A 20,725-nucleotide genomic window follows, 5' to 3' on the forward strand; every position below is an offset into this window, starting at 1 on the left:
GGCACGGGCTCAGTCCTCGTCGGCCAGGATCAGGTAGAGCTTCTTGCGGGCCTCGTTGATCACGCCGACGGCCTTCTTCCGCTGCTCGGCGCTGCCGGCCTTCCAGACCTGCCCGAACGCCTCCATCAGACCGAAGCCGGCCTGCCGGATCTCGTTCATGGCCTCCCAGTCGACGCCGCGCCCGGCGTCCTCCCAGGGTGCGTCGGGGCCCTGTTCGGCCTCGGCGCGTCCGGTGTCGGTGAGCGTGAACAGCTTCTTGCCGCCCTCGCTCGCGCTGGCGATCAGGCCCTCGTCCTCCAGCATCTGGAGGGTCGGGTAGACCGAGCCGGGACTGGGCCGCCAGGCCCCGTCGCTGCGCTCGCCGATCTCCCGGATCATCTCGTAGCCGTGCATCGGGCGGTCCTTGAGCAGCGCCAGGATCGAGGCACGCACGTCGCCGCGCCGCGCCCTTCCCCGGCCGCCCCCGTGACCGCGTCCGCCGCCGAAGGGGCCACCGCCACCGAAGCCCGGCCCGAAGGGACCGAACGCCCGCCGCCCCTCGAAGTCGCCACGAGGCCCGGGGCCGCAGCCTCCACGGCCGGCTCCGTGTCCGTTTCCGTACTCGTGTCCATGTGAACGCATCGCAACGCTCCTTCCATCGGGTTTCATTCGCTGAACTGTCGCGATGCGTCAACGATATATCGGAACTGTTCGCCGAGCAAGCATGCCGACTGCCCTGCCGATCCCCCGGCGACCGGCCCGCCGGGATGGTGCAGGGTGGGGGCATGCTTGCCGATCACGAGAAGCACGACGGTTTCGTCGCGTCGCTGGAACGCCTCTGCCCACCGCCCGACGACGTCCGGACCGTGCGGTGGGCCGCCACGGAACAGTCACTGGGCACCGCCCTGCCCGCCGACTACAAGCAGCTCGTCGAGACGTACGGGGGCGGGGTCTTCGCGGGGACGATCCGGCTGCTGGAACCGGACTGCCCGGATCCCATGTACGACCTGATCACCCAGACCGCGGAGCGCGACGAGATCCTCGCCGACCTCTGGGCGGTCGGCGAGGCGAAACCGGCGGAGATCGAGGAGGGCGACGTCAGGCTGGTGCCCTGGGGGTACGTGGAGGGTGCGGGGCGCTTCCTGTACTGGCTGGTCCGGCCCGGTGCCGAACCGGAGGAGTGGCAGGTCGTCCTCAACGAGGGCCGCGGCCCCCTCTGGGAGGCCCACCCGGTTTCCTGCAGCCGATTCCTCCTCGACGTGGTGGCCGGCACGACGACGTCGTTCTACTTCACCGATATCGACGACTCGGTCGACCCGGAGGACAGGTACCGCTTCAGGCCCACCTCCCAGTTCCTCCGCTGACAGGCGCGGGGCGCAGGGCGCGAAGTCGGGTCGAGTCGGTGCGGCGCCAGTCGGGTCGGGGACGACCTCGATCGGCCGGTCCCACCCCACCCACCCCACCGAAAAAACACCCACCCGGTCCAGTTCTCCGCGATTGGCCTTGGCCCGCCGGATTCCGCCCCCGGTACGGTCGGCGGCATGCGGATCCGAATCGTCGACGCCTTCACCGACCAGCCCTTCTCCGGCAACCCGGCCGGAGTCCTGCTCCTGGACTCCTTCCCGGACGACGCATGGCTCCAGAAGGTCGCCGCGGAGGTCAACCTCTCCGAGACGGCCTTCGCCCACCCGCTGCCCGCGGGCGGCGAGGCGGACTGGGCACTGCGCTGGTTCACCCCCACCACCGAGGTCGACATGTGCGGCCACGCCACGCTGGCCACGGCCCACGTCCTGCACTCCACCGGTACGGCCGGCGGCGCCGTCCGCTTCACGGCCCGCTGCGGGATCCTCGGTGCCACGGCCGAGCCCGACGGCACCATCACGATGGACTTCCCGACCTCCTCCCTGACCCCCGTCCCCGTCCCCGACGGCCTGGAGAAGGCGCTCGGCGCCGAGGTCGTCGCCGTCCACGACACCGCCGACCACATCGGCGACCTCGTCGTGGAGCTCCGCGACGAACCGACGGTGCGCGCGCTCGCACCGGACTTCGCCGCGCTCAAGGGGCTCTCCTCGCGCGGCATCATCGCGACCGCCGCCGCCGAACACCCGGACGGTGGCTACGACTTCGTCTCCCGCGGCTTCTTCCCCGGCGTCGGCATCGACGAGGACCCGGTGACCGGCAGCGCCCACACCGCGCTCGCCCCCTACTGGTCGGCCCGGTTCGGCCGCGACGACCTGGTCGGCTTCCAGGGCGGCGCCCGCACGGGCATCGTCCGCACCCGGCTGCGCGGCGACCGCACCCTCCTGAACGGCCACGCGGTCACCGTCATCGAGGGCGACCTGCACGCCTGACCCCACGGCCGCGGAACGAGCGAGGGGCGTACGCAGAACCCGTACGCCCCTCGCTCGCACTCACGAAGGCCAAGACCTCACACGGTGGGCAGCCAGTCCACCTTGCCCGCGAGCAGCCCGTATCCGACGAAGGCCACGATGTCGAGCAGCGCGTGCGCCACGACCAGCGGCCCGACCCGCCCCCAGCGCCGGTACAGCAGGACGAAGACCACGCCCATCACCACATTGCCGAGGAACCCGCCGATCCCCTGGTAGAGGTGGTACGAGCCGCGCAGCACCGAGCTCGCGACCAGGGCGGCCATCGGCGTCCATCCCAACTGCCCCAGCCTGCGCAGCAGATAGCCGACGACGATGACCTCCTCCAGGACGGAGTTCTGGATCGCCGAGAGGATCAGGACCGGGTACTTCCACCACACCTCGGGCAGCGACTCCGGCACCACGGTGAGGTTGAAGCCGGTCGCCCGCGCCGCCAGGTAGAAGGCGAGGCCGGCGCTCCCGATGCCCGCCGCGACCAGCGTCCCGCGCCCGAGGTCGGACCACGGCCGGGTCCGGTCGAAGCCGATGGCCCGCAGTCCCGAGCCCTCGCGCAGCAGCAGATGGGCGACGAGGAGGACCGGAACGAGGGCCGTGGCGATGCCGAAGAGCTGCCAGGACAGGTCGAGCCACGGACGCCCCGGCGCGTACGAGCCGTTGAGCGTCGCCGCCTGCTCCTTCAGCGCCCCGGACTTGGTGAGCGAGCCGATGAAGCTGATGAGGGACGACAGCGCGCTCGCCCCGAGCGAGAGCGCGAGGACGATGAGCGTCTCGGAGCGCAGCACCCGGCGCGGCAGCCCCTCGGGGGGCAGGGAAGCGTCACTCACTCGTTGCTCCGACACCACACCTGTCTCCACTTCCCGGTCGCGGACGGACGCCGTTCCGGCGGCATCACGATCACTGTGCCATGATCGGCCACCGCACCCGCCCGCGCCCCCGGGAGCCGAGCTCAGTCGATCCCCACCGGCCAGGCGTGGACCGGCTCCCCCGCGTACATCAGGGTCCGGTAGCGGCGTGTGGTCGCCGCGAGCGCCGCCTCGCGGTCGAGGCCCGACTCCAGGGCCTGGTGAAAGGTGTCGGCCTGCCAGGAGGCGCCGTTCACCCGCCGCAGACAGCGCTGTTCGATCACCCCGAGGTAGAAGTCCCGGTCGGCGGGCTCGATGTGCCAGGCGTCGAGCCCGGCCGCGGCGAGCGGCAGCAGTTCGTCGAGGACGAGCCGTACCGCGGGGACGGTCGCGACGCCGCCCGCGCGCCCCGAGCGGGGCCAGCGCAGCTCCGCCTCGATGCCGTGCCGGCAGGCCGTGTCGAAGTTGGCCTCGGCGTCCTGGAAGGTCATCCGCTTCCAGATGGGCCGCGGGTCGTCGGCGAGTGAGCGTACGAGCCCGTAGTAGAAGGCCGCGTTGGCGATGACGTCGGTGACGGTCGGCCCGGCCGGCAGCACCCGGTTCTCGACGCGCAGGTGCGGGACGCCGTCGACCCAGCCGTACACGGGCCGGTTCCAGCGGTAGACCGTGCCGTTGTGCAGGACGAGTTCCTGCAGCCGCGGCACCCCGCCCTGGTCGAGGACGAGGAGCGGGTCCTCCTCGTCACAGATGGGCAGCAGCGCCGGGAAGTAGCGCAGGTTCTCCTCGAAGAGGTCGTACACCGAGTCCACCCAACGCTCCCCGAACCAGGTGCGCGGCCGGACGCCCTGGGCCTGCAGCTCGGGCGGCCGGGTGTCGGTGGCCTGTGTGAAGAGCGGCGGCCGGGACTCGCGCCACAGTTCGCGCCCGAAGACGAAGGGGGCGTTGGCGCCGAGGGCGATCTGGACGCCCGACACGGCCTGGGCCGCGTTCCAGACGGCGGCGAACCGGGCGGGCGTCACCTGGAGGTGGAGCTGGACCGAGGTGCAGGCCGCCTCCGGAACGATCGACTCCGAGGTGCAGAGGAGCCGTTCGACACCGTGGATGTCGAGGGTGAAGTCCTCGCCCCTCGCGGCGAGGATCTGGTCGTTGAGGAGCGTGTAGCGGTCGGCGGACGACAGGTTCCCGGGGACCAGGTCGTCCTGCGTGAGGGTGGGCAGTATGCCGATCATGACGACGCCCGCGTCGAGTTCCGCGGCCTTGCGGTCGGCATAACCGATTCCGGTGCCGATCTCCTCCGCGAGCCGGTCGAAAACGCGCCCGCCGAGCTGGTGGGGAGCGATGTTCACTTCGAGGTTGAACATTCCGAGTTCCGTCTGGAAATCTGGGCTCGCGATCTTTTCGAGAACCGGCCCGTTCAGCATCCGGGGCAGTCCGTCGGCACCGGCGAGATTGAGTTCGATCTCCACGCCCATGAGATTGCGCGGGCGGTCGAACCTCTTCTCCGCCAGCAGCCTCGCGAGCCCCGCGAGGCACTGCTGGAGCTTTCTCCGGTACTGCTGCCGGTCGGACGGGCCGAACCCGTCCGCCACGACCTTCTCCCCCATCGAAGCGTCCCTCCCCAAGTGGGCAGCCGCCACGACGGCCGCGCGTCACGGACGATGATGCCCACCCCGCTGATCCACAACGCCTGCGAAGGAGGGCTGTCGGAGGATAGGCTGGATGCTGCGCCCCACCGTCACATCCCGAAGGCATGGAACAAGCGACATATACCAATGTCCTATTGTCCCGTAACCGGGGGTGTGAATTCAGCCGTACACCTCTGAGAGGAATACGCAGGTGGGAGCCCCGGCACCACGTGATTCCGCTTCTACGGCCCTTGCTTTAAGGCTTGATGACGCCTTGTCAGGAATATCGGCGGCGTCTAGCGGAAACACTCTGTGAACACGTGTCGTATAAACTCCGCGGACGAGGCAGAGTGTTGGCGCCCGGCCATGGTCCCTTGGCCCTCCTCTGGCCCCGCCGCCGACAGCGCCGTCGTACCTGCCCACGCATCACCGTGTCTCCTGAGCGAGAGGCGACCCACCATGCTCCGACCCTCCCCGGCCCCTGCGCCGGCCCTCCGCAGCGTCCTCGCGGCCCTCGGTTCCCCGACCGCCGTCCGCGAGGCACGAACTCCCGCCCTGCGGGCCGCGCAGGGACCACTGAGCCCCGAACTCCCCCTGCCCGTGCATGTCCTCGGCGTCGCCGGGACACCCGGGCAGGCACCCCGCACCCGCCTCGCCGGCTGGCGTTTCCTGATCAGGAACGGGGGCCGGGCGATCGCCGCCGCGGACACCATGCTGACCCCGGACGGCTGGTCCTTCTCGCACTTCTTCGAGGGGCCGTACGTCACCGCCACGGAGCAGGCGCTGCTCCAGGCCGAGGCGCTGCCAGGCCCGTACCAGCCCCGGCTGCTCTCCGTACCGGAGCTCTACATGCTGACCCTCTGGCTGCACGCCGAACCGGAGGCGGACGGCGCCACCACCACCCCGGCCGCCGCGGATCTGATGGTGCCACTGGCCCCCGCCCCGCCGGGAATCGCGGCCCACCGCCCGTACCAGGTCGCCGACCTCCTGCCCGTGCTCAGTACGCGCCTCGCGCCGCCGCCCCTCCTGGGCTCGGCGGCGCCCGCCTGATCCACCGCGCGAACGTCGCCGCCCCGTGACCCGCCCGGGTCACGGGGCGCACTGCTGTCCGAGCAGTGCGCCCGAACGCTCCGTCCGAACACCCCTCCCGTACGGACTAGCCCGCTGGGACCATCCCGAACCACCCGAAGAGACGGTGCAGTTGACCTGAACCGCCCCTGCGGGTGATGCGTCTTCCCAGGAAAGGACGAGCTGCCGCGAAATCCCTGCGGAAGAGCGTCCATGGGGCAAGACTGGGATCGGAACCGAACCGACCGACGGGGGCGGCGATGAGCGCGAACAGCCGCAGGACATCCACTACGACGCAGCGAGAGAACCCACCCATGTGCCAGCACCAGCCTGCCTGTCCCACCGCCGACTCCGCCGACCGGGAGGCGGCCCGACTGACGGCACATCACCCGGAACAGGGCTGGAGCCTGCTGTGCAACGGCGTCCTGCTCTTCGAGGACACCGGTGAACTGCTGCCGGACGGGCAGATCATCGCCCCGCATCGGCCGCTGACGACGGGCCGGGTGACGACCGCCGCCTGAGGGCGCGGCATCGGCACCGCACGAGGGAAACGCCGAGGGCCGGCCCGGAGAGAATCTCCGAACCGGCCCTCGCACCATGCTCAGCGGCCGTACCCGACCGCCCTCGTGCTCAGTGGTCGTACTCGTCCATCGGCGGGCAGGAGCAGACCAGGTTCCGGTCGCCGAAGGCACCGTCGATGCGGCGCACCGGCGGCCAGTACTTGTCGGCGGCCGAGACCCCGGCCGGGAAGACGGCCTCGTCCCGCGTGTACGCGTGGTTCCACTCGCCGCCCAGCGCGGCCGCGGTGTGCGGGGCGTTGTGCAGCGGGTTGTCGTCGGCGGGCCACTGGCCCGAGGAGACCTTCTCGATCTCGGCCCGGATCGCGATCATCGTGTCGCAGAAACGGTCGAGCTCGGTCAGGTCCTCGGACTCGGTCGGCTCGATCATCAGCGTGCCGACCACCGGGAACGACATCGTCGGCGCGTGGAAGCCGTAGTCGATCAGGCGCTTCGCGATGTCGTCGACCGTGACGCCCGTCGCCTTGGACAGCGGACGCAGGTCCACGATGCACTCGTGGGCGACCAGACCGGCCGGACCGGTGTAGAGCACCGGGAAGTGCGGCTCCAGGCGCTTGGCGATGTAGTTCGCCGCGAGGACGGCGACCTGGGTGGCGCGCTTGAGGCCCTCGCCGCCCATCAGACGCACGTACGACCACGAGATCGGCAGGATGCCCGCGGAGCCCCACGGGGCGGCCGAGATCGGGCCGACGCCGGTCTCCGGGCCCGCGGTGGGCTGGAGCGGGTGGTTCGGCAGGTACGGGGCGAGGTGCGCGCGGACACCGACCGGGCCGACGCCCGGACCGCCGCCGCCGTGCGGGATGCAGAAGGTCTTGTGCAGGTTCAGGTGCGAGACGTCGCCGCCGAAGTGGCCCGGCTTGGCCAGACCGACGAGCGCGTTGAGGTTGGCACCGTCGACGTACACCTGGCCGCCGGCCTCGTGCACCTCGGCGCAGATGTCGGCGACGTGCTCCTCGAAGACGCCGTGCGTCGACGGGTAGGTGATCATCAGCACGGACAGCTCGTCGCGGTACTGCGCGATCTTGGCGCGCAGGTCCTCGGCGTCGACCTCGCCGTCGTCGGCGGTCTTGACGACGACGACCTTCATGCCGGCCATGACCGCGGAGGCTGCGTTGGTGCCGTGCGCGGAGGACGGGATGAGGCAGACGGTGCGCTGCTCGTCACCGTTGGCGCGGTGGTAGGCGCGGACGGCGAGCAGACCGGCCAGCTCGCCCTGCGAACCGGCGTTCGGCTGGATCGACACCTTGTCGTAGCCGGTGACCTCGGCGAGACGCTCCTCCAGCTCGGTGATGAGCGTGACGTAGCCCTGCGCCTGCTCGACCGGGGCGAAGGGGTGCATCTGACCGAACTCGGGCCAGGTCACCGCCTCCATCTCGGTCGTCGCGTTCAGCTTCATCGTGCAGGAACCGAGCGGGATCATGCCGCGGTCGAGCGCGTAGTCGCGGTCGGCGAGCTTGCGCAGGTAGCGCAGCATCGACGTCTCGGAGCGGTGCGCGTGGAAGACCGGGTGGGTCATGAACGCGTCGGAGCGCAGCAGCCCGGCGGGCAGCGTGTCCTCGGTGACGGCGTCGAGCGCCTCGACGTCGGCGGTGACGCCGAAGGCGCCCCACACGGCGGCGAGCTGGGCGCGCCCGGTGGTCTCGTCGCACGACATGGACACCTGGTCGGCGTCGACGCGGTAGAGGTTCACGCCGGCCTCGCGGGCGGCGGCCACGACCTCGTCGGCCTTGCCGGGCACGCGGGCGGTGAGAGTGTCGAAGAATTCACCCTGGGTGAGCTCCACGCCACCGGCGGTGAGGCCGGCGGCGAGGATCGCGGCGTACCGGTGGGTGCGGCGCGCGATGCCCTGGAGGCCCTCGGGGCCGTGGTAGACGGCGTACATGCCGGCCATGACGGCGAGCAGCACCTGAGCGGTACAGATGTTGCTGGTGGCCTTCTCGCGGCGGATGTGCTGCTCGCGGGTCTGCAGGGCCAGGCGGTACGCACGGTTCCCGTCGGCGTCGACGGAGACACCCACCAGGCGACCGGGCAGGGAGCGGGCGTGCTTGTCCTGGACGGCCATGTAACCGGCGTGGGGACCGCCGAAGCCCATGGGGACGCCGAAGCGCTGCGTCGTACCGACGGCGATGTCGGCCCCGAGCGCACCGGGCGAGGTGAGCAGGGTGAGCGCGAGCAGGTCGGCGGCGACGGTGACGATCGCGCCGATCTCGTGGGCGGCGTCGATCAGCGGCTTGATGTCGCGGACGGCACCGGAGGCACCGGGGTACTGCAGGAGCACGCCGAAGACACCGCGCTCGGCGATCTCGGCCGGAATGCCGTCGCTGAGGTCGGCGACGACGACCTCGACGCCGGTCGGCTCGGCGCGGGTCTCGATGACGGCGATCGTCTGCGGCAGGGCGTCGGCGTCGATGAGGAAGACACCGTTCTTGACCTTGCCGACGCGACGGGAGAGCGCCATGGCCTCGGCGGCCGCGGTGCCCTCGTCGAGCAGGGAGGCACCGGAGGTCGGCAGCCCGGTCAGGTCGGCGACCACGGTCTGGAAGTTCAGCAGCGCCTCCAGGCGCCCCTGCGAGATCTCCGGCTGGTACGGCGTGTACGCCGTGTACCAGGCGGGGTTCTCCATCACGTTCCGCAGGATCACCGGCGGGGTGAAGGTCCCGTAGTAGCCGAGACCGATCATGGGCGCGAGGACCTGGTTGCGGTCGGCGAGCGTGCGGAGCTCGGCGAGCACCTCGGCCTCCGTGCGCGCGGACGGCAGGCTCAGCGCCTCGGTGTTCTTGATGACGTCCGGCACCGCGGCGGCCGTGAGCTCGTCGAGGGAGCCGTAACCGACCTGGGCGAGCATCTTGGCGCGCGCCTCGGCGTCGGGCCCGATGTGCCGCTGCTCGAACGGGATGCCCTGTTCGAGTTCGGAGAGCGGAATGCGGTTGGCGGTCATGTACGGAGGCCTCCTGGTCGTCACGACCTGCGAGGGGCACCACGGCGCGGGTACCCGGACGGCCTCCCCCTCTGTCATCTCAACCTGAGAGTTTCACCGGCACGCCTCGCGGCACGCCGGCTTTCACCGTCGGTGAGAGCGCATGCCGTGGACACCGCTCTGCTTTCCAGAGTGACCTCGTCCGCGCGGTACAGGGGCCTGAGAGATTCCGGGGAGGATTTGCTCCTTCGGCGCCCTCCGGAAGGTTTCTCCGGGGGACTCTCCCGCACAGGGTCGACAGCCACAGCCAGCCTACCAGCGAGGTTGCGGCTCCCATCGCTCAAGTGGCCGACATCCCAGATGTGCACTTTCGTAGGGTGTAGAGCAGTTGCGACCAGTTGGAGGGACCGTGCAGACCGATATCGATCCGCGCAGCCTGATAGGCCGCAAGGCGTACGACCGGAACGGGCACAAGATCGGAACCGTGGACGAGGTGTACCTGGACGACGCGACCGGCATCCCGGAATGGGCGGCGGTCCGCACCGGCCTCTTCAGCCGGGACGCGTTCGTCCCGCTGGAGCCGAGCGAACTGGTCGAGGACCGCCTCCACATCCCGTACGAACGCGCCCTCATCAAGGACGCCCCCGACTTCGGCGTGGGCCGCCACCTCTCCCCGGAGCAGGAACTGCAGCTCTACCGCCACTACAGCCTCGCCCTCCCCCCGCCCCCCACGGACACCCCGGACACGGACTTCGGCCACCTGGCAGGCCAGTAGCGACAGGAGCGGCGCGGGTAGCAGCAGGCCCGCACCTCTGCCCAAGCGCTCGCACGATGGTGCGGGTGGGAACCCGGGCCCGGCCGCAGGCCGGGCGCACCACGGCCCACCCGCACCTCCACTCAGCCCCGCCCCACCAACGGCAACGCCTCCCCCGGCTCCAATTCCGGATCGTCCACCGCGAACGTCCGCACCCGCCCCGGCTCCGACCCCGGCTCCTCGAACCGCACCGTGACGCGCCCCACCCCGCTGCCCTGGACCCACCCGGCCCCGTACACCGCGTGCCGTACGTCGTGGCCTGGCGACCAGTGCCGCTCGACGGGCTCTTCGGCCGCGGGCTCGACAGCGGCCACGGCGGACGCGGCCGCCGTGGCATCACCCGGCGCCCCCTCCTCCGCAGCGGCAGCGGCAGCGACCCCGGCTTCCGCCTGAGCGAACAGATCCTCCTGCGTGTAGTCCGCGAGCCCGCTCACGCCGACCCCCAGCAACCGCACGCCCCCGGTCGTGTCCACCGCCTCCAGCAGCCGCCCCGCCGCCTCCCGCACCACACCCGGATCGTCCGTGGGCCCCCGGAGCGTCTCGGACCGCGTGAGCGTCGAGAAGTCGTACCGCCGCACCTTCAGCACGATCGTCCGCCCGGAGTGCCCGGAGGCCCGCAGCCTCCCCACGCACCGCTCCGCGAGCCGCTCCACCTCGACCCTGATCCGCACCCGGTCGTGCAGGTCCACGTCGAAGGTGTCCTCGACCGACACCGATTTGGCGTCCCTCTCGGCCACCACGGGCCGATCGTCGTACCCCTGGGCCATCAGGTACAGCGAGGCCCCGTGCGCCCGTCCGAGGAGCCGTACGAGCTCGTCCTCGCCCGCTTCCGCGAGATCGGACACGGTGGTCATCCCGGCCCGCCTGAGATGCTCCCCGGTGGCCGGGCCGACGCCGGGCAGAATCCGCACCGAGCGCGGTCCGAGGAGCTCCCGCTCGGTCCCGGGCTCGATCAGGACGAGCCCGTCGGGTTTGGCCTCCTCGGAGGCGATCTTCGCGATCATCTTGGACCCGGCGAGCCCCACGGACCCGGTGAGTCCCGCCGTCGCGAGGATGTCGACCCGCAGCCGCTCCCCGGCCACGCGCGCGCTCGCACTGTCGTCGGCCACGCCGCCGGCCTCCAGGTCCACGAAGGCCTCGTCGAGGCTGAGCGGCTCCACGAGCGGGGAGAGCCGCCCCAGCAGCTCCATGACCTGCTCGCTGATCGAGCGGTAGAAGGAGAAGCGGGGCACGAGGTAGGCCGCGTTCGGCGCGAGCCGCCGCGCCTGGCCCATGGGCATGGCCGAATGCACTCCGAAGCGGCGTGCCTCGTACGAGGCGGTGGCGACCACGCCCCGCGGGCCGAGGCCCCCGACGATCACAGGTTTTCCGCGCAGGCTGGGCTTCGACGCCTGCTCGGCGGCGGCGAAGAAGGCATCCATGTCGAGATGCAGGATGGTGGGCGCGGCTCTCACACGTCCGATGCTGCCTCACACCACTGACAACGACGCCCGCCGCCACACACGGCACGACCGCACCACCGGCGCAACGGCACCAGCGGCGCGACCGCCCCTCAGACCGCCTTGTCCCGCCGCCTTCGCGCGAGCTCGTCCCCCGGGTTGTGCCCCACGAGCGTCTCGCCCGTGTCGACCCGCTCCCCGTGCAGCTGCGAGAGCGCCGCCTCGACGTCCCGCCAGACCACGCCGACGGCGATGCCGAAGACGCCTTGTCCGCCCTGGAGGAGATCGACGACCTCGTCCGGCGAGGAGCACTCGTACACCGTGGCACCGTCGCTCATGAGCGTCATCCGCTCCAGATCGCGGAAGCCCCGCGCGCGCAGGTGCTGCACTGCGGCCCGGATGTTCTGGAGCGCCACCCCGGTGTCGAGGAAGCGCTTGACGATCTTCAGCACGACGACGTCGCGGAAGCTGTAGAGCCGCTGGGTCCCCGACCCGTACGCGGGCCGCACGCTCGGCTCCACGAGCCCCGTACGCGCCCAGTAGTCCAACTGGCGATAGGTGATCCCGGCCGCCGCACAAGCCGTGGGACCGCGGTAGCCGACCACCTCGCCCGCCGTGCCGGGACCGGCACCCGAGACGCCCGAAGGCCCCGTCCCGCTCCCCGCACCGGCGTCCGCACCGAAGTCGCCCACACTGCCGTGAAGCGGATACGGACCGCTCTCTCCGGACACGCGTCCGAGCGAGCTCCCTGCCGTACCGTCCGCGCTGCTCATCACGCCGACCCTCCGTCCTTGACCTGCCCACACGAAGGTAGGCAGTCACTCGGGGTGCGTCAACGATCGCCACACTCGGCACGCCGAGTGATAATCACCCTGAGAGTGGTTTCCCGTCTCTCTCGTCGGGGAAAGGCTACTCGAATGCTCTGACAGCACCCCGCGAACGGCCTGCGGCCGCGCCGCGTCGACTCACTGACTGTTGGTCCCGAAATCCTCCGGTGAGATCTGGTCGAGGAACTCGCGGAACTTCTCCACCTCGTCCTCCTGCTCGTCCGGAATCGCGATGCCGGCGTCGTCCAGCACACCGTCACTGCCGTAGATCGGCGTTCCGGTCCGAAGGGCCAGTGCTATCGCGTCCGAAGGCCGCGCGCTCACCTCGACGCCGCTGGCGAAGACCAGCTCGGCGTAGAAGACCCCGTCACGCAGATCCGTGATGCGGACTTCGGTGAGTTCCTGTCCCACGGCTTCCAGCACGTCCTTGAACAGGTCGTGCGTCAGCGGCCGCGGCGGCGCCATCCCCTGCTGGGCGAAGGCGATCGCGGTCGCCTCCCCCGGTCCGATCCAGATGGGGAGGTACCGATCGCCTCCCACTTCACGCAGGAGCACGATCGGCTGGTTGGAGGGCATTTCCACCCGGACACCCACAACGTCGAGCTCGTTCACACAGCAACCCTAGGACGTGCCCGACCGGTTTGGATAGTCGGGCCCTCCCAAGCCGGTCCCCGAGCCCTCACCAAAGCCCGCGCCGAAGCCCCACCGGACCCCGCCCCGGAAGCCCTCCGAGGTCGCTCACGAGCTCGCCGGTCCCAGTGGCTCAGCGACTCGACGGCTCACTGGAGCCGAATCCCCAGAGCGGTCTGTACGAGGGCGGCGTGCAGCCGCACCGACTGCGCCGCGAGCTCCTGCGCGGTGGCCTCCGCATGCGCCCTGGTCTGCGGATTACGGTGCCGGCGCAACGGCGCGACGACTTGCTCGATCAGACCCGCCTCCCGGTCCGCGGCGGCCTTGACGGCCCGCAGATGCCGGGGTTCCAGACCGAACCGCCCCAAATCCGCGACGAGCCGCGCGACGGTGACGGTCTCGGCGTCGTAGCCGCCGGCCTCCGTCTCGGAGATCAGACCGTAGGACTCCCACTCGACGAGTTCGGTCTCGGTCACCTCGGCCGCGGCCAGCAGTTCGGCCCGCCCGATCCGCGTGGCGGTGGGCGGCTCGGCGTCCTGCTCCCAGGCGCCCTCGATGAGGTCCCGCCGGCGCCCGGGGGCCGGGAGCTTGATCTCCTCGCCCCTGGCGAGGGCATCGAGGTGCTCGCGGATGACCTTCAGCGGAAGGTAGTGGTCCCGCTGCATCCGCAGGATCTGAGCGAGCCGCTCGACATCCTGCGGGCTGAACTTCCGGTACCCGGAGGCCGTACGCCGGGGCTCCACAAGCCCCTCGGCCTCCAGGAACCGGATCTTGGAGATGGTCACTTCGGGAAATTCGTCGCGCAGCTGGTTCAGCACCGTGCCGATGCTGACCAGCCGGTCGCCCGCGGTGGCGGTGCCGGATCCGGCACCGCCCGTCGGTGTTCGCAGCATGGACCTTCCCTGAAGGCTTCTCCGAGGCGTTACACGCCCCGCTGGCTCGAGTAGAAGACCAGGCGGTACTTACCGATCTGCACCTCGTCGCCGTTGGACAGAACGACCGAGTCGATCGGCTCACGGTTGACGTACGTGCCGTTGAGGCTCCCGACATCCGCGACGGTGAAGCTGCCGTCCTGGGCCCGCCGGAACTCGACATGGCGGCGGGAGACCGTGAAGTCGTCCAGGAAGATGTCGCTCTGCGGGTGACGACCGGCCGTCGTCAGCTCACCGTCGAGCAGGAACCGGCTGCCGGAGTTCGGCCCGCGGCGCACCACGAGGAGCGCGGAACCGGACGGCAGTGCCTCGACGGCCGCCAGCGCCTCGGGAGAGAGCGAGGGCAGCTGGGTCTGGCCGGTGACCTCCGCGTCATAGGCCTCGAGACCCGAGATGGAGATCGTGGACGTCGTCTCGGAAGCACGCTCCGGAGCGACTCCGCCCCGCAGCGGCGTGCCGCAGTGGGAGCAGAAGCGACTGTCGGCCGCGTTGCGGTGACCGCACCTCGTACACACCGGCATGGACGCATCCTCCTGCCGCGGCTGCCCCGCCGAGGTCTGTGTCGCGTACGGATCGGAGGCAAACCCTCCACCCGTACTTGAGGTTGATGGTTCTCCGAAACCTATGCGCGCGGCCCCGGCGGGGTCAACAGACGACGCGCCCTGAGTGCCCGGAATGTCACCGCCCTGGCCGCCGACCTCGTCACGGAAGAGCGGGCGCTCGCCGCCCTGCTCCTCGCTCTGGGCATGGCGCGGCGCGCGGTGCCTGGCGTTGCCGCCGTCCTCGCGTGCGCTCTTGCCGAACAACTTCGCAAACAACTTCACGGGCGATTCCCCTTGACCGAAACAGACCCGCCCGTGGGGCAGGACGAACCGAGATCCATCACACCTGCCGACCCGGACACCTTCACAACGTCCGTATCCTCCGGACAGTTTCCACCACGCACCACCGTTGTGGTGCGCCGACCCCCCGCAACGTCGTGCCCTTGTCGCGGGACCCCCCTCGTCCCCCTCTCACTGCGAGGACGACTGAGCGTAGTCAGGCCGCTTCGCGGGTCGCAAGGCATCGACGACGATCTTCGCCGACCGCTCCACCGTGGCTGTGGCCTGCTCCTTCTCCAGGGTCTGCACGACACCACCGGGGATGTTGAGCGCGGGCTCGAGATCCTCCGGCTTGCCGATGACCTTGAAGACGTACGGAGCGGCCACCTTCGTTCCATCGATTCGCATGTCATCACCGCTACCGGTGAAATAACTGTCCGCGACCACCCGTACACCGTTGACCTGGATCGCCTCGGCGCCCGCGGCGCGCAGCTCCTGGATGGCGTCGAGCAGCATGTCCGACTCGACGGCCCCCGTCGGATCGCCGACGGTCAGGGTGATGCCCGGCCCCTCGGCGGCCACCGTGCCGGCCAGGATCCCGAGCTGCTGTTCCTTCTCCTGGGTCTGCTTGCGCGCCTCCTCGGCCTGGTCCGAGCTGGACTCCAGCTCGGTGCGCTGCTTCTCCAGACGCGCCTTCTCGTCCTCCAGGCGCTGCGTACGGTCGTCGAGCTCGTCCAGGATCCGCACCAGGTCCTCCTGGCGCGCCCCGCGCAGGGCGCTGTTGTCACTGGTCGAGGAGACCTGGATGGCCAGGCCGAGACCGAGGACGAACAGCAGCAGCGCGACGATGAGTTGGGCCCGGCTCACCCGGGGCGGCCACACCGCGGAGGCCAGCCGTCGGCGCCCGCTCGGCTCGGCGTCCGGAGCGGCGGAGGCGGCCGGCGTCACGGGCACCCGCACATCGTGATCCGCGGTCCCGCCGTGGACGGTCTCCGCGGACGTCTCGGACTCCGCCGCCGTACCGTCGCCGGCGTCCTTGCCGGCGTTCATGTCCTCGTCGGCGCTCTCCGGCTTCCCGACGCTCCCGGGCTCCCGCTCGTTCTCGGAGTTCTCAGGGTTCTCAGGGTTCTCGCTCATCGGCCTCACGCCCGGAAGACATGGCGCCGGATGGCGGCCGCGTTGGAGAAGATCCGGATGCCGAGCACGACCACCACACCGGTCGACAGCTGCGCGCCCACGCCCAGCTTGTCGCCGAGGAAGACGATCAGCGCGGCCACGACCACGTTCGACAGGAACGAGACCACGAACACCTTGTCGACGAAGATGCCGTCGAGCATGGCCCGCAGGCCGCCGAAGACCGCGTCGAGGGCGGCGACCACGGCGATCGGAAGATAGGGCTCGACCACCGCCGGAACTTCGGGTCGGACCAACAGCCCGACCACGACTCCGACGATCAGGCCCAGTACGGCGATCACGATGTGCCCTTCCCTGTGTCGGCCGTGGCCCGACCGGACGGCGTCGCCGCCCCGGCCCCCCTCGGCTCTGCGGTACGTACGGTCAGGCTCGGCGCGGCCGGCAGGCGTACGTCGCCCTCGGCCGTGATCCCGCTCCTGATCCCGAAGTTCTCCACCAGCGCGTGCAGATACTGCCCGTCGGCGCTGTCCTGGAACGCGGTGCTCAGCCGCTGCCCGTCCCCGATCGCGAGGATGGTGTACGGCGGCACCAGCGGCTTGTTGTCGACCAGTATGGCGTCGCCGGCGGCCCGGATCGCGGAGAGCGATGTCAGCCGCTGCCCGTTGATGGCGACGGCCTCGGCGCCGGACTCCCAGAGCCCGTTGACGATGCGCTGCATGTCCCGGTCGCGTACCCGGCCCGTGTCGGAGAAGCCGCTGCTCTCCCGCGGCCCGCCGCCCCCGGTGTCGGCTTCCTTGGCGTCGTTGACGACGAGCTTCACCCCTGGACCGTGCACGGGCGTCGCGCCCGACAACAGTGCCACGAGCTCGGCCTGGTCACCGCCGTGCTGCTGGAGCGCCTGCCGCTGGCGTTCGCCGACCTCGGACCGGATCCGCTCGACGTCCTGTTCCAGCTGATCGGCCGAGGACGTCTCCGCCTCGATCCGGTCGATCAGTTCCTGCCGCTCCTTGGCGACGACGGGCGCGGAGATCCGGGCCTCGGCCGCACCGACGGTCACGACGGCGGCCGCGAGCACCAGGCCGGCGGCGACACCCAGCTTGGCCCGCAGGCTGCGGGGCAGCCCACCGCCTTCCGCCGCTCGCCGGGCGGTCGCCTCCGCGTAGCCGTCGTCGAGCGCGTGATCGATCACGTTGTTCAGCAGCGACATGGACGCGTCCGGACGCGGCGGCGGTGATCCGGTGCTCCGAACGGGGGGCTGCTGCGACATGCCGCACATCGTCGCACGTCGCACGGCTTACCGCCGAATGGCCCCTCCGGCAGGCGGGAAGGCCCCCTGGGGGCACTCCCCGCCGACCGGTCCGATCCGCTCAGCTACCTGCGCTGTCGACCACCGCGGCCCACTCGTCGAGCAGGGCCTGCGCGGAGGCGTCGTCGGGACCCTCGGCCCACAGATGGGTGACGGCCTCGGCGGGGTCGGGCAGCACCATCACCCACCGCCCGTCGGCCTCGACCACCCGCACGCCGTCGGTGGTGTCCACGGAGCGGCTGCCCGCAGCCTCCACCACCCGGCGCATCACCAGACCCTTCACGGCCCACGGCGTCGCGATGTCCTTCTTGAGGACGTGCGCCCGCGGAATCCGCGCATCGATCTGGCTCAGCGTGAGCTGTGTCCGCGCGACGAGACCGATCAGCCGCACGAAGGCGGCCGCGCCGTCGAAGACACTGCTGAACTCGGGCACGATGAACCCGCCGCGCCCGTCGCCGCCGAAGATCGTCGACTCCTCGCGCCCGACCCTCGTGAGGTCGTCCGGCGAGGTCGTCGTCCACTCCACCTGCGTGCCGTGGTACGCGGCGACCTGCTCGGCGATACGCGTCGTGGTGACCGGCAGCGCGACCCGCCCGGACCGCCGCTCGGCGGCCACCAGGTCGAGCATCACCAGGAGCGCCCGGTCGTCCTCGATGATCCGCCCTCGCTCGTCCACGAGCGAGAGCCGTTCGCCGACGGGGTCGAACCGCACTCCGAACGCGGCCCGCGCCGATGCCACGATCTCCCCGAGCCGTACGAGCCCGGCCCGCCGGCTCTCGGCCGACTCGGTGGGTCTGGACTCGTCGAGCCCGGGGTTGATCGTCAGCGAGTCGACCTGGAGCCGCCCGAGGAGGCTGGGCAGGACGAGCCCGGCACTGCCGTTGGACGCGTCCACGACCACCTTCAGGCCCGCTTCCGCGATCCCGGAGGTGTCGACGTTCCTCAGCAGCGAGCCGGTGTACGAGTCGAAGACGCTCGCCGGGAAGGAGAGGTCACCGATCTCCCCGGGGAAGGCCCGCCGGTACTCCTGCCGCGCGAACACCCGGTCGAGCTTGCGCTGCCCGCCCTGCGAGAGGTCCGCCCCGCGTTCGTCGAAGAACATGATGTCCACGGAGTCGGGCACCCCTGGCGAGGTCCGCACCATGATGCCGCCGGCGCTTCCCCGCGCGGTCTGCTGCCGCGCGACCGGCAGCGGGACGTTCTCCAGGTCCCGTACGTTGATGGCGCTGGCCTGCAGCGCCGAGATCACCGCCCGTTTCAGCGCCCGCGCACCCCGGGAGTGGTCACGCGCCGTGGTGACGGTCGCGCCCTTCTTCAGGGTCGTGGCGTACGCCCCCGCCAGCCGGACGGCCAGCTCAGGGGTGATCTCCACGTTGAGGATGCCGGAGACCCCGCGCGCCCCGAAGAGATGGGCCTGGCCACGGGACTCCCAGATGACCGAGGTGTTGACGAAGGCGCCGGCCTCGATCGTCTTGAACGGATAGACCCGGACGTTGCCCTGCACGATCGATTCCTCACCGACCAGGCACTCGTCCCCGATGACGGCTCCGTCCTCGATCCGGGCGGCCCGCATGATGTCGGTGTTCTTGCCGATCACACAGCCACGCAGATTGCTCTGCGGCCCGATGTAGACGTTGTCGTGGACGACGGCCTTGTGGAGGAAGGCACCGCTCTTCACGACGACGTTCGAGCCGATGACGGTGTGCTCACGGATCTCGGCGTCGGCCTCGACCTTGGCGTAGTCACCGATGTAGAGGGGCCCGCGCAGCACGGCGTCGTGGTGCACCTCGGCGCCTTCGGCGACCCACACGCCGGGCGAGATCTCGAAGCCGTCGATGTCGACCTGGACCTTGCCTTCCAGGACGTCCGCCTGGGCCTTCACATAACTCTCGTGGGTGCCGACGTCCTCCCAGTAGCCCTCGGCGACATAGCCGTAGATCGGCTTGCCCTCCTTCATCAACTGAGGAAAGACATCACCCGACCAGTCGACCGGAACGTCGGCCTCGACGTAGTCGAATACCTCGGGCTCCATCACATAGATGCCCGTGTTCACGGTGTCCGAGAAGACCTGGCCCCAGGTGGGCTTCTCCAGGAAGCGCTCGACCTGGCCCTCTTCGTCGACGATCGTGATGCCGAATTCCAGTGGATTCGGCACCCGGGTGAGACAGACCGTGACGAGGGCGCCCTTCTCCTTGTGGAAGGCGATGAGATCGGTGAGATCGAAATCGGTGAGAGCGTCCCCCGAGATCACGAGAAAGGCGTCGTCCTTCAACGCTTCCTCTGCGTTCTTCACACTTCCCGCTGTACCGAGTGGCTTCTCCTCGTTGGCATACGTGAGCTCCATCCCGAGCTCCTCACCGTCGCCGAAGTAGTTCCTGACGAGTGAGGCGAGAAACTGCACGGTGACGACGGTCTCGTTGAGACCGTGCCTCTTGAGCAGTCGTAGGACGTGCTCCATGATCGGCCGGTTCACCACCGGCAGTAGAGGCTTGGGCATGCTCGAGGTCATGGGGCGAAGGCGGGTTCCTTCGCCACCGGCCATCACGACGGCCTTCATGTCGGAAGCGTCCTCCTTGAAGAGACGACGGTCCTGCCGACTTCACCTGTCCGTTCAGTGGCCCTCGGACGTCCTCGTTGTTGCCGGCGACGCTGCTCGGCAGAGGACGGACGGGCTCAATCGGCCGCGGTATCCGCCTTCACTAGTCGACGGACCTGGACCACGTAGAGGATCCCTGCCCACCAATACAGAGTTGTACCCCATCCGGCGAAGGCCCACCCGAAAACTTCAGCGAGTGACGATAGCCAGCCCGTTCCGTCACTGAGAAGCAGCAACGGGAACGCGTACATCAAGTTGAATGTCGCAGCTTTGCCGAGGAAGTTCACCTGCGGCGGCGGGTAGCCATGCCGTCGGAGGATTCCCACCATCACCAGCAACATGGCCTCGCGCGCCAGCAGGGCGGCGGTCAGCCACCACGGCAGGATCTCGCGCCAGGTGAGACCCACGAGCGTGGACAGGATGTACAGCCGGTCGGCGGCGGGATCGAGCAGCCGGCCGAGGTTGCTGATCTGGTTCCAGCGCCGGGCGAGTTTGCCGTCGAGATAGTCGCTGATGCCGCTGAGCATCAGAACGAGAAGCGCCCAGCCGTCACTGTTGGGCCCGCCGAACTCCGGACGGAGAATCAGCCACAGAAACAGCGGCACGCCGGCAAGACGCGCCATGCTGAGAATGTTGGGGATGGTGAGGACCCGGTCGGTCTGAACGCGAGTCTCCTGGACCTCCACCCGGGGGCCTCCTGGGAACGTACGGACGATGCCCCCTGACCTTACCCTCAGCCACAACACTGCCGTGCACAGGGGGCGCCGGCCCACGCCAGAACGCAAAAATGCCTCAACCCCCGGACAAGGTCCGGGGGTTGAGGCTAAAAA

General features: G+C 70.1%; 19 protein-coding genes and 1 riboswitch. Of the genes, 5 read left to right on the top strand and 14 right to left on the bottom strand.

Annotated elements, in window-relative coordinates; translation table 11 throughout:
* Positions 1-9: 9 nt before the first annotated feature.
* Positions 10-621, bottom strand: a complete 612-nt coding sequence (locus OG514_RS38500; protein ID WP_266903024.1) for a PadR family transcriptional regulator — start codon at positions 619-621, stop codon at positions 10-12.
* A 143-nt stretch (positions 622-764) separates the two neighbouring features.
* Here OG514_RS38500 and OG514_RS38505 point away from each other — a divergent pair, with 143 nt between their 5' ends.
* The gene (locus tag OG514_RS38505; protein ID WP_266903025.1) at positions 765-1,343 is read left to right on the top strand and encodes a hypothetical protein; all 579 of its coding nucleotides are present in this window, start codon (positions 765-767) and stop codon (positions 1,341-1,343) included.
* Between the two features lie 177 nt (positions 1,344-1,520).
* Entirely contained in the window at positions 1,521-2,330 is an 810-nt protein-coding gene (locus OG514_RS38510; protein ID WP_266903027.1) for a PhzF family phenazine biosynthesis protein, read from the top strand.
* A gap of 77 nt (positions 2,331-2,407) precedes the next feature.
* Here the strand turns inward: OG514_RS38510 and OG514_RS38515 are convergent, their stop codons facing one another.
* Together OG514_RS38515 and OG514_RS38520 are read right to left on the bottom strand one after the other, a co-directional pair.
* A complete protein-coding gene (locus OG514_RS38515) occupies positions 2,408-3,190 on the bottom strand; it encodes a CPBP family intramembrane glutamic endopeptidase (RefSeq protein WP_266903029.1) in 783 nt (260 codons plus the stop codon).
* A 122-nt stretch (positions 3,191-3,312) separates the two neighbouring features.
* Positions 3,313-4,812 carry a glutamate--cysteine ligase gene (locus OG514_RS38520; protein ID WP_266903031.1) on the bottom strand — a complete coding sequence of 500 codons (1,500 nt, stop codon included), beginning with the start codon at positions 4,810-4,812 and terminating at the stop codon, positions 3,313-3,315.
* Positions 4,813-5,292: 480 nt separating this feature from the next.
* Here OG514_RS38520 and OG514_RS38525 point away from each other — a divergent pair, with 480 nt between their 5' ends.
* Together OG514_RS38525 and OG514_RS38530 are read left to right on the top strand one after the other, a co-directional pair.
* On the top strand, positions 5,293-5,883 hold the full coding sequence (locus OG514_RS38525; RefSeq protein WP_266903033.1) for a hypothetical protein: 591 nt from the start codon (positions 5,293-5,295) through the stop codon (positions 5,881-5,883).
* A gap of 332 nt (positions 5,884-6,215) precedes the next feature.
* On the top strand, positions 6,216-6,422 hold the full coding sequence (locus tag OG514_RS38530) for a DUF5999 family protein (protein ID WP_056555545.1): 207 nt from the start codon (positions 6,216-6,218) through the stop codon (positions 6,420-6,422).
* 109 nt (positions 6,423-6,531) lie between these two features.
* Here the strand turns inward: OG514_RS38530 and gcvP are convergent, their stop codons facing one another.
* Complete coding sequence (gcvP, locus tag OG514_RS38535) at positions 6,532-9,417, bottom strand: aminomethyl-transferring glycine dehydrogenase (RefSeq protein WP_266903037.1); 2,886 nt, start codon at positions 9,415-9,417, stop codon at positions 6,532-6,534.
* 176 nt (positions 9,418-9,593) lie between these two features.
* A riboswitch (glycine riboswitch) is annotated at positions 9,594-9,693 on the bottom strand.
* Positions 9,694-9,805: 112 nt separating this feature from the next.
* Here gcvP and OG514_RS38540 point away from each other — a divergent pair.
* Positions 9,806-10,171 (top strand): PRC-barrel domain-containing protein, encoded by a 366-nt coding sequence (locus OG514_RS38540; protein ID WP_266903039.1) that lies wholly within the window; start codon positions 9,806-9,808, stop codon positions 10,169-10,171.
* A gap of 122 nt (positions 10,172-10,293) precedes the next feature.
* On the opposite strand, the gene OG514_RS38545 is transcribed toward OG514_RS38540, so the two are convergent.
* From OG514_RS38545 to OG514_RS38590, 10 genes are all read right to left on the bottom strand, one after another.
* Positions 10,294-11,664, bottom strand: coding sequence for a DNA polymerase IV (locus tag OG514_RS38545; RefSeq protein ID WP_266903041.1), 1,371 nt, complete (start codon positions 11,662-11,664; stop codon positions 10,294-10,296).
* Between the two features lie 98 nt (positions 11,665-11,762).
* Positions 11,763-12,422, bottom strand: a complete 660-nt coding sequence (locus OG514_RS38550) for a MerR family transcriptional regulator (RefSeq protein WP_266903043.1) — start codon at positions 12,420-12,422, stop codon at positions 11,763-11,765.
* A 192-nt stretch (positions 12,423-12,614) separates the two neighbouring features.
* Positions 12,615-13,088 (bottom strand): bifunctional nuclease family protein, encoded by a 474-nt coding sequence (locus OG514_RS38555; RefSeq protein WP_015032172.1) that lies wholly within the window; start codon positions 13,086-13,088, stop codon positions 12,615-12,617.
* A 167-nt stretch (positions 13,089-13,255) separates the two neighbouring features.
* Positions 13,256-13,999: a MerR family transcriptional regulator gene (locus tag OG514_RS38560; protein WP_266903050.1), complete on the bottom strand. Its 744-nt coding sequence runs from the start codon at positions 13,997-13,999 to the stop codon at positions 13,256-13,258.
* Between the two features lie 29 nt (positions 14,000-14,028).
* Positions 14,029-14,970, bottom strand: coding sequence for an FHA domain-containing protein (locus OG514_RS38565; RefSeq protein ID WP_266903095.1), 942 nt, complete (start codon positions 14,968-14,970; stop codon positions 14,029-14,031).
* Positions 14,971-15,051: 81 nt separating this feature from the next.
* A complete protein-coding gene (locus OG514_RS38570; RefSeq protein ID WP_266903052.1) occupies positions 15,052-16,005 on the bottom strand; it encodes a DUF881 domain-containing protein in 954 nt (317 codons plus the stop codon).
* Positions 16,002-16,334, bottom strand: a complete 333-nt coding sequence (locus OG514_RS38575; RefSeq protein WP_015032176.1) for a small basic family protein — start codon at positions 16,332-16,334, stop codon at positions 16,002-16,004. Before OG514_RS38575 ends, OG514_RS38570 begins: the two co-directional genes overlap by 4 nt.
* A complete protein-coding gene (locus OG514_RS38580; RefSeq protein ID WP_266903057.1) occupies positions 16,331-17,260 on the bottom strand; it encodes a DUF881 domain-containing protein in 930 nt (309 codons plus the stop codon). Before OG514_RS38580 ends, OG514_RS38575 begins: the two co-directional genes overlap by 4 nt.
* 100 nt (positions 17,261-17,360) lie before the next feature.
* On the bottom strand, positions 17,361-19,856 hold the full coding sequence (locus OG514_RS38585) for a mannose-1-phosphate guanyltransferase (protein ID WP_266903059.1): 2,496 nt from the start codon (positions 19,854-19,856) through the stop codon (positions 17,361-17,363).
* Between the two features lie 116 nt (positions 19,857-19,972).
* The gene (locus tag OG514_RS38590; protein WP_266903061.1) at positions 19,973-20,581 is read right to left on the bottom strand and encodes a CDP-alcohol phosphatidyltransferase family protein; all 609 of its coding nucleotides are present in this window, start codon (positions 20,579-20,581) and stop codon (positions 19,973-19,975) included.
* Positions 20,582-20,725: the final 144 nt, after the last annotated feature.

The organism is Streptomyces sp. NBC_00572 (assembly GCF_026341815.1).
Taxonomy (GTDB): domain Bacteria; phylum Actinomycetota; class Actinomycetes; order Streptomycetales; family Streptomycetaceae; genus Streptomyces.

Excerpts from the sequence above, each read along its gene's own strand:
- OG514_RS38500 (WP_266903024.1), bottom strand. The coding sequence starts at position 621 with ATGCGTTCACATGGACACGAGTACGGAAACGGACACGGAGCCGGCCGT.
- OG514_RS38505 (WP_266903025.1), top strand. The coding sequence starts at position 765 with ATGCTTGCCGATCACGAGAAGCACGACGGTTTCGTCGCGTCGCTGGAA.
- OG514_RS38510 (WP_266903027.1), top strand. The coding sequence starts at position 1,521 with ATGCGGATCCGAATCGTCGACGCCTTCACCGACCAGCCCTTCTCCGGC.
- OG514_RS38520 (WP_266903031.1), bottom strand. The coding sequence starts at position 4,812 with ATGGGGGAGAAGGTCGTGGCGGACGGGTTCGGCCCGTCCGACCGGCAG.
- OG514_RS38525 (WP_266903033.1), top strand. The coding sequence starts at position 5,293 with ATGCTCCGACCCTCCCCGGCCCCTGCGCCGGCCCTCCGCAGCGTCCTC.
- OG514_RS38530 (WP_056555545.1), top strand. The coding sequence starts at position 6,216 with ATGTGCCAGCACCAGCCTGCCTGTCCCACCGCCGACTCCGCCGACCGG.
- gcvP (WP_266903037.1), bottom strand. The coding sequence starts at position 9,417 with ATGACCGCCAACCGCATTCCGCTCTCCGAACTCGAACAGGGCATCCCG.
- OG514_RS38550 (WP_266903043.1), bottom strand. The coding sequence starts at position 12,422 with ATGAGCAGCGCGGACGGTACGGCAGGGAGCTCGCTCGGACGCGTGTCC.
- OG514_RS38560 (WP_266903050.1), bottom strand. The coding sequence starts at position 13,999 with ATGCTGCGAACACCGACGGGCGGTGCCGGATCCGGCACCGCCACCGCG.
- OG514_RS38580 (WP_266903057.1), bottom strand. The coding sequence starts at position 17,260 with ATGTCGCAGCAGCCCCCCGTTCGGAGCACCGGATCACCGCCGCCGCGT.
- OG514_RS38585 (WP_266903059.1), bottom strand. The coding sequence starts at position 19,856 with ATGAAGGCCGTCGTGATGGCCGGTGGCGAAGGAACCCGCCTTCGCCCC.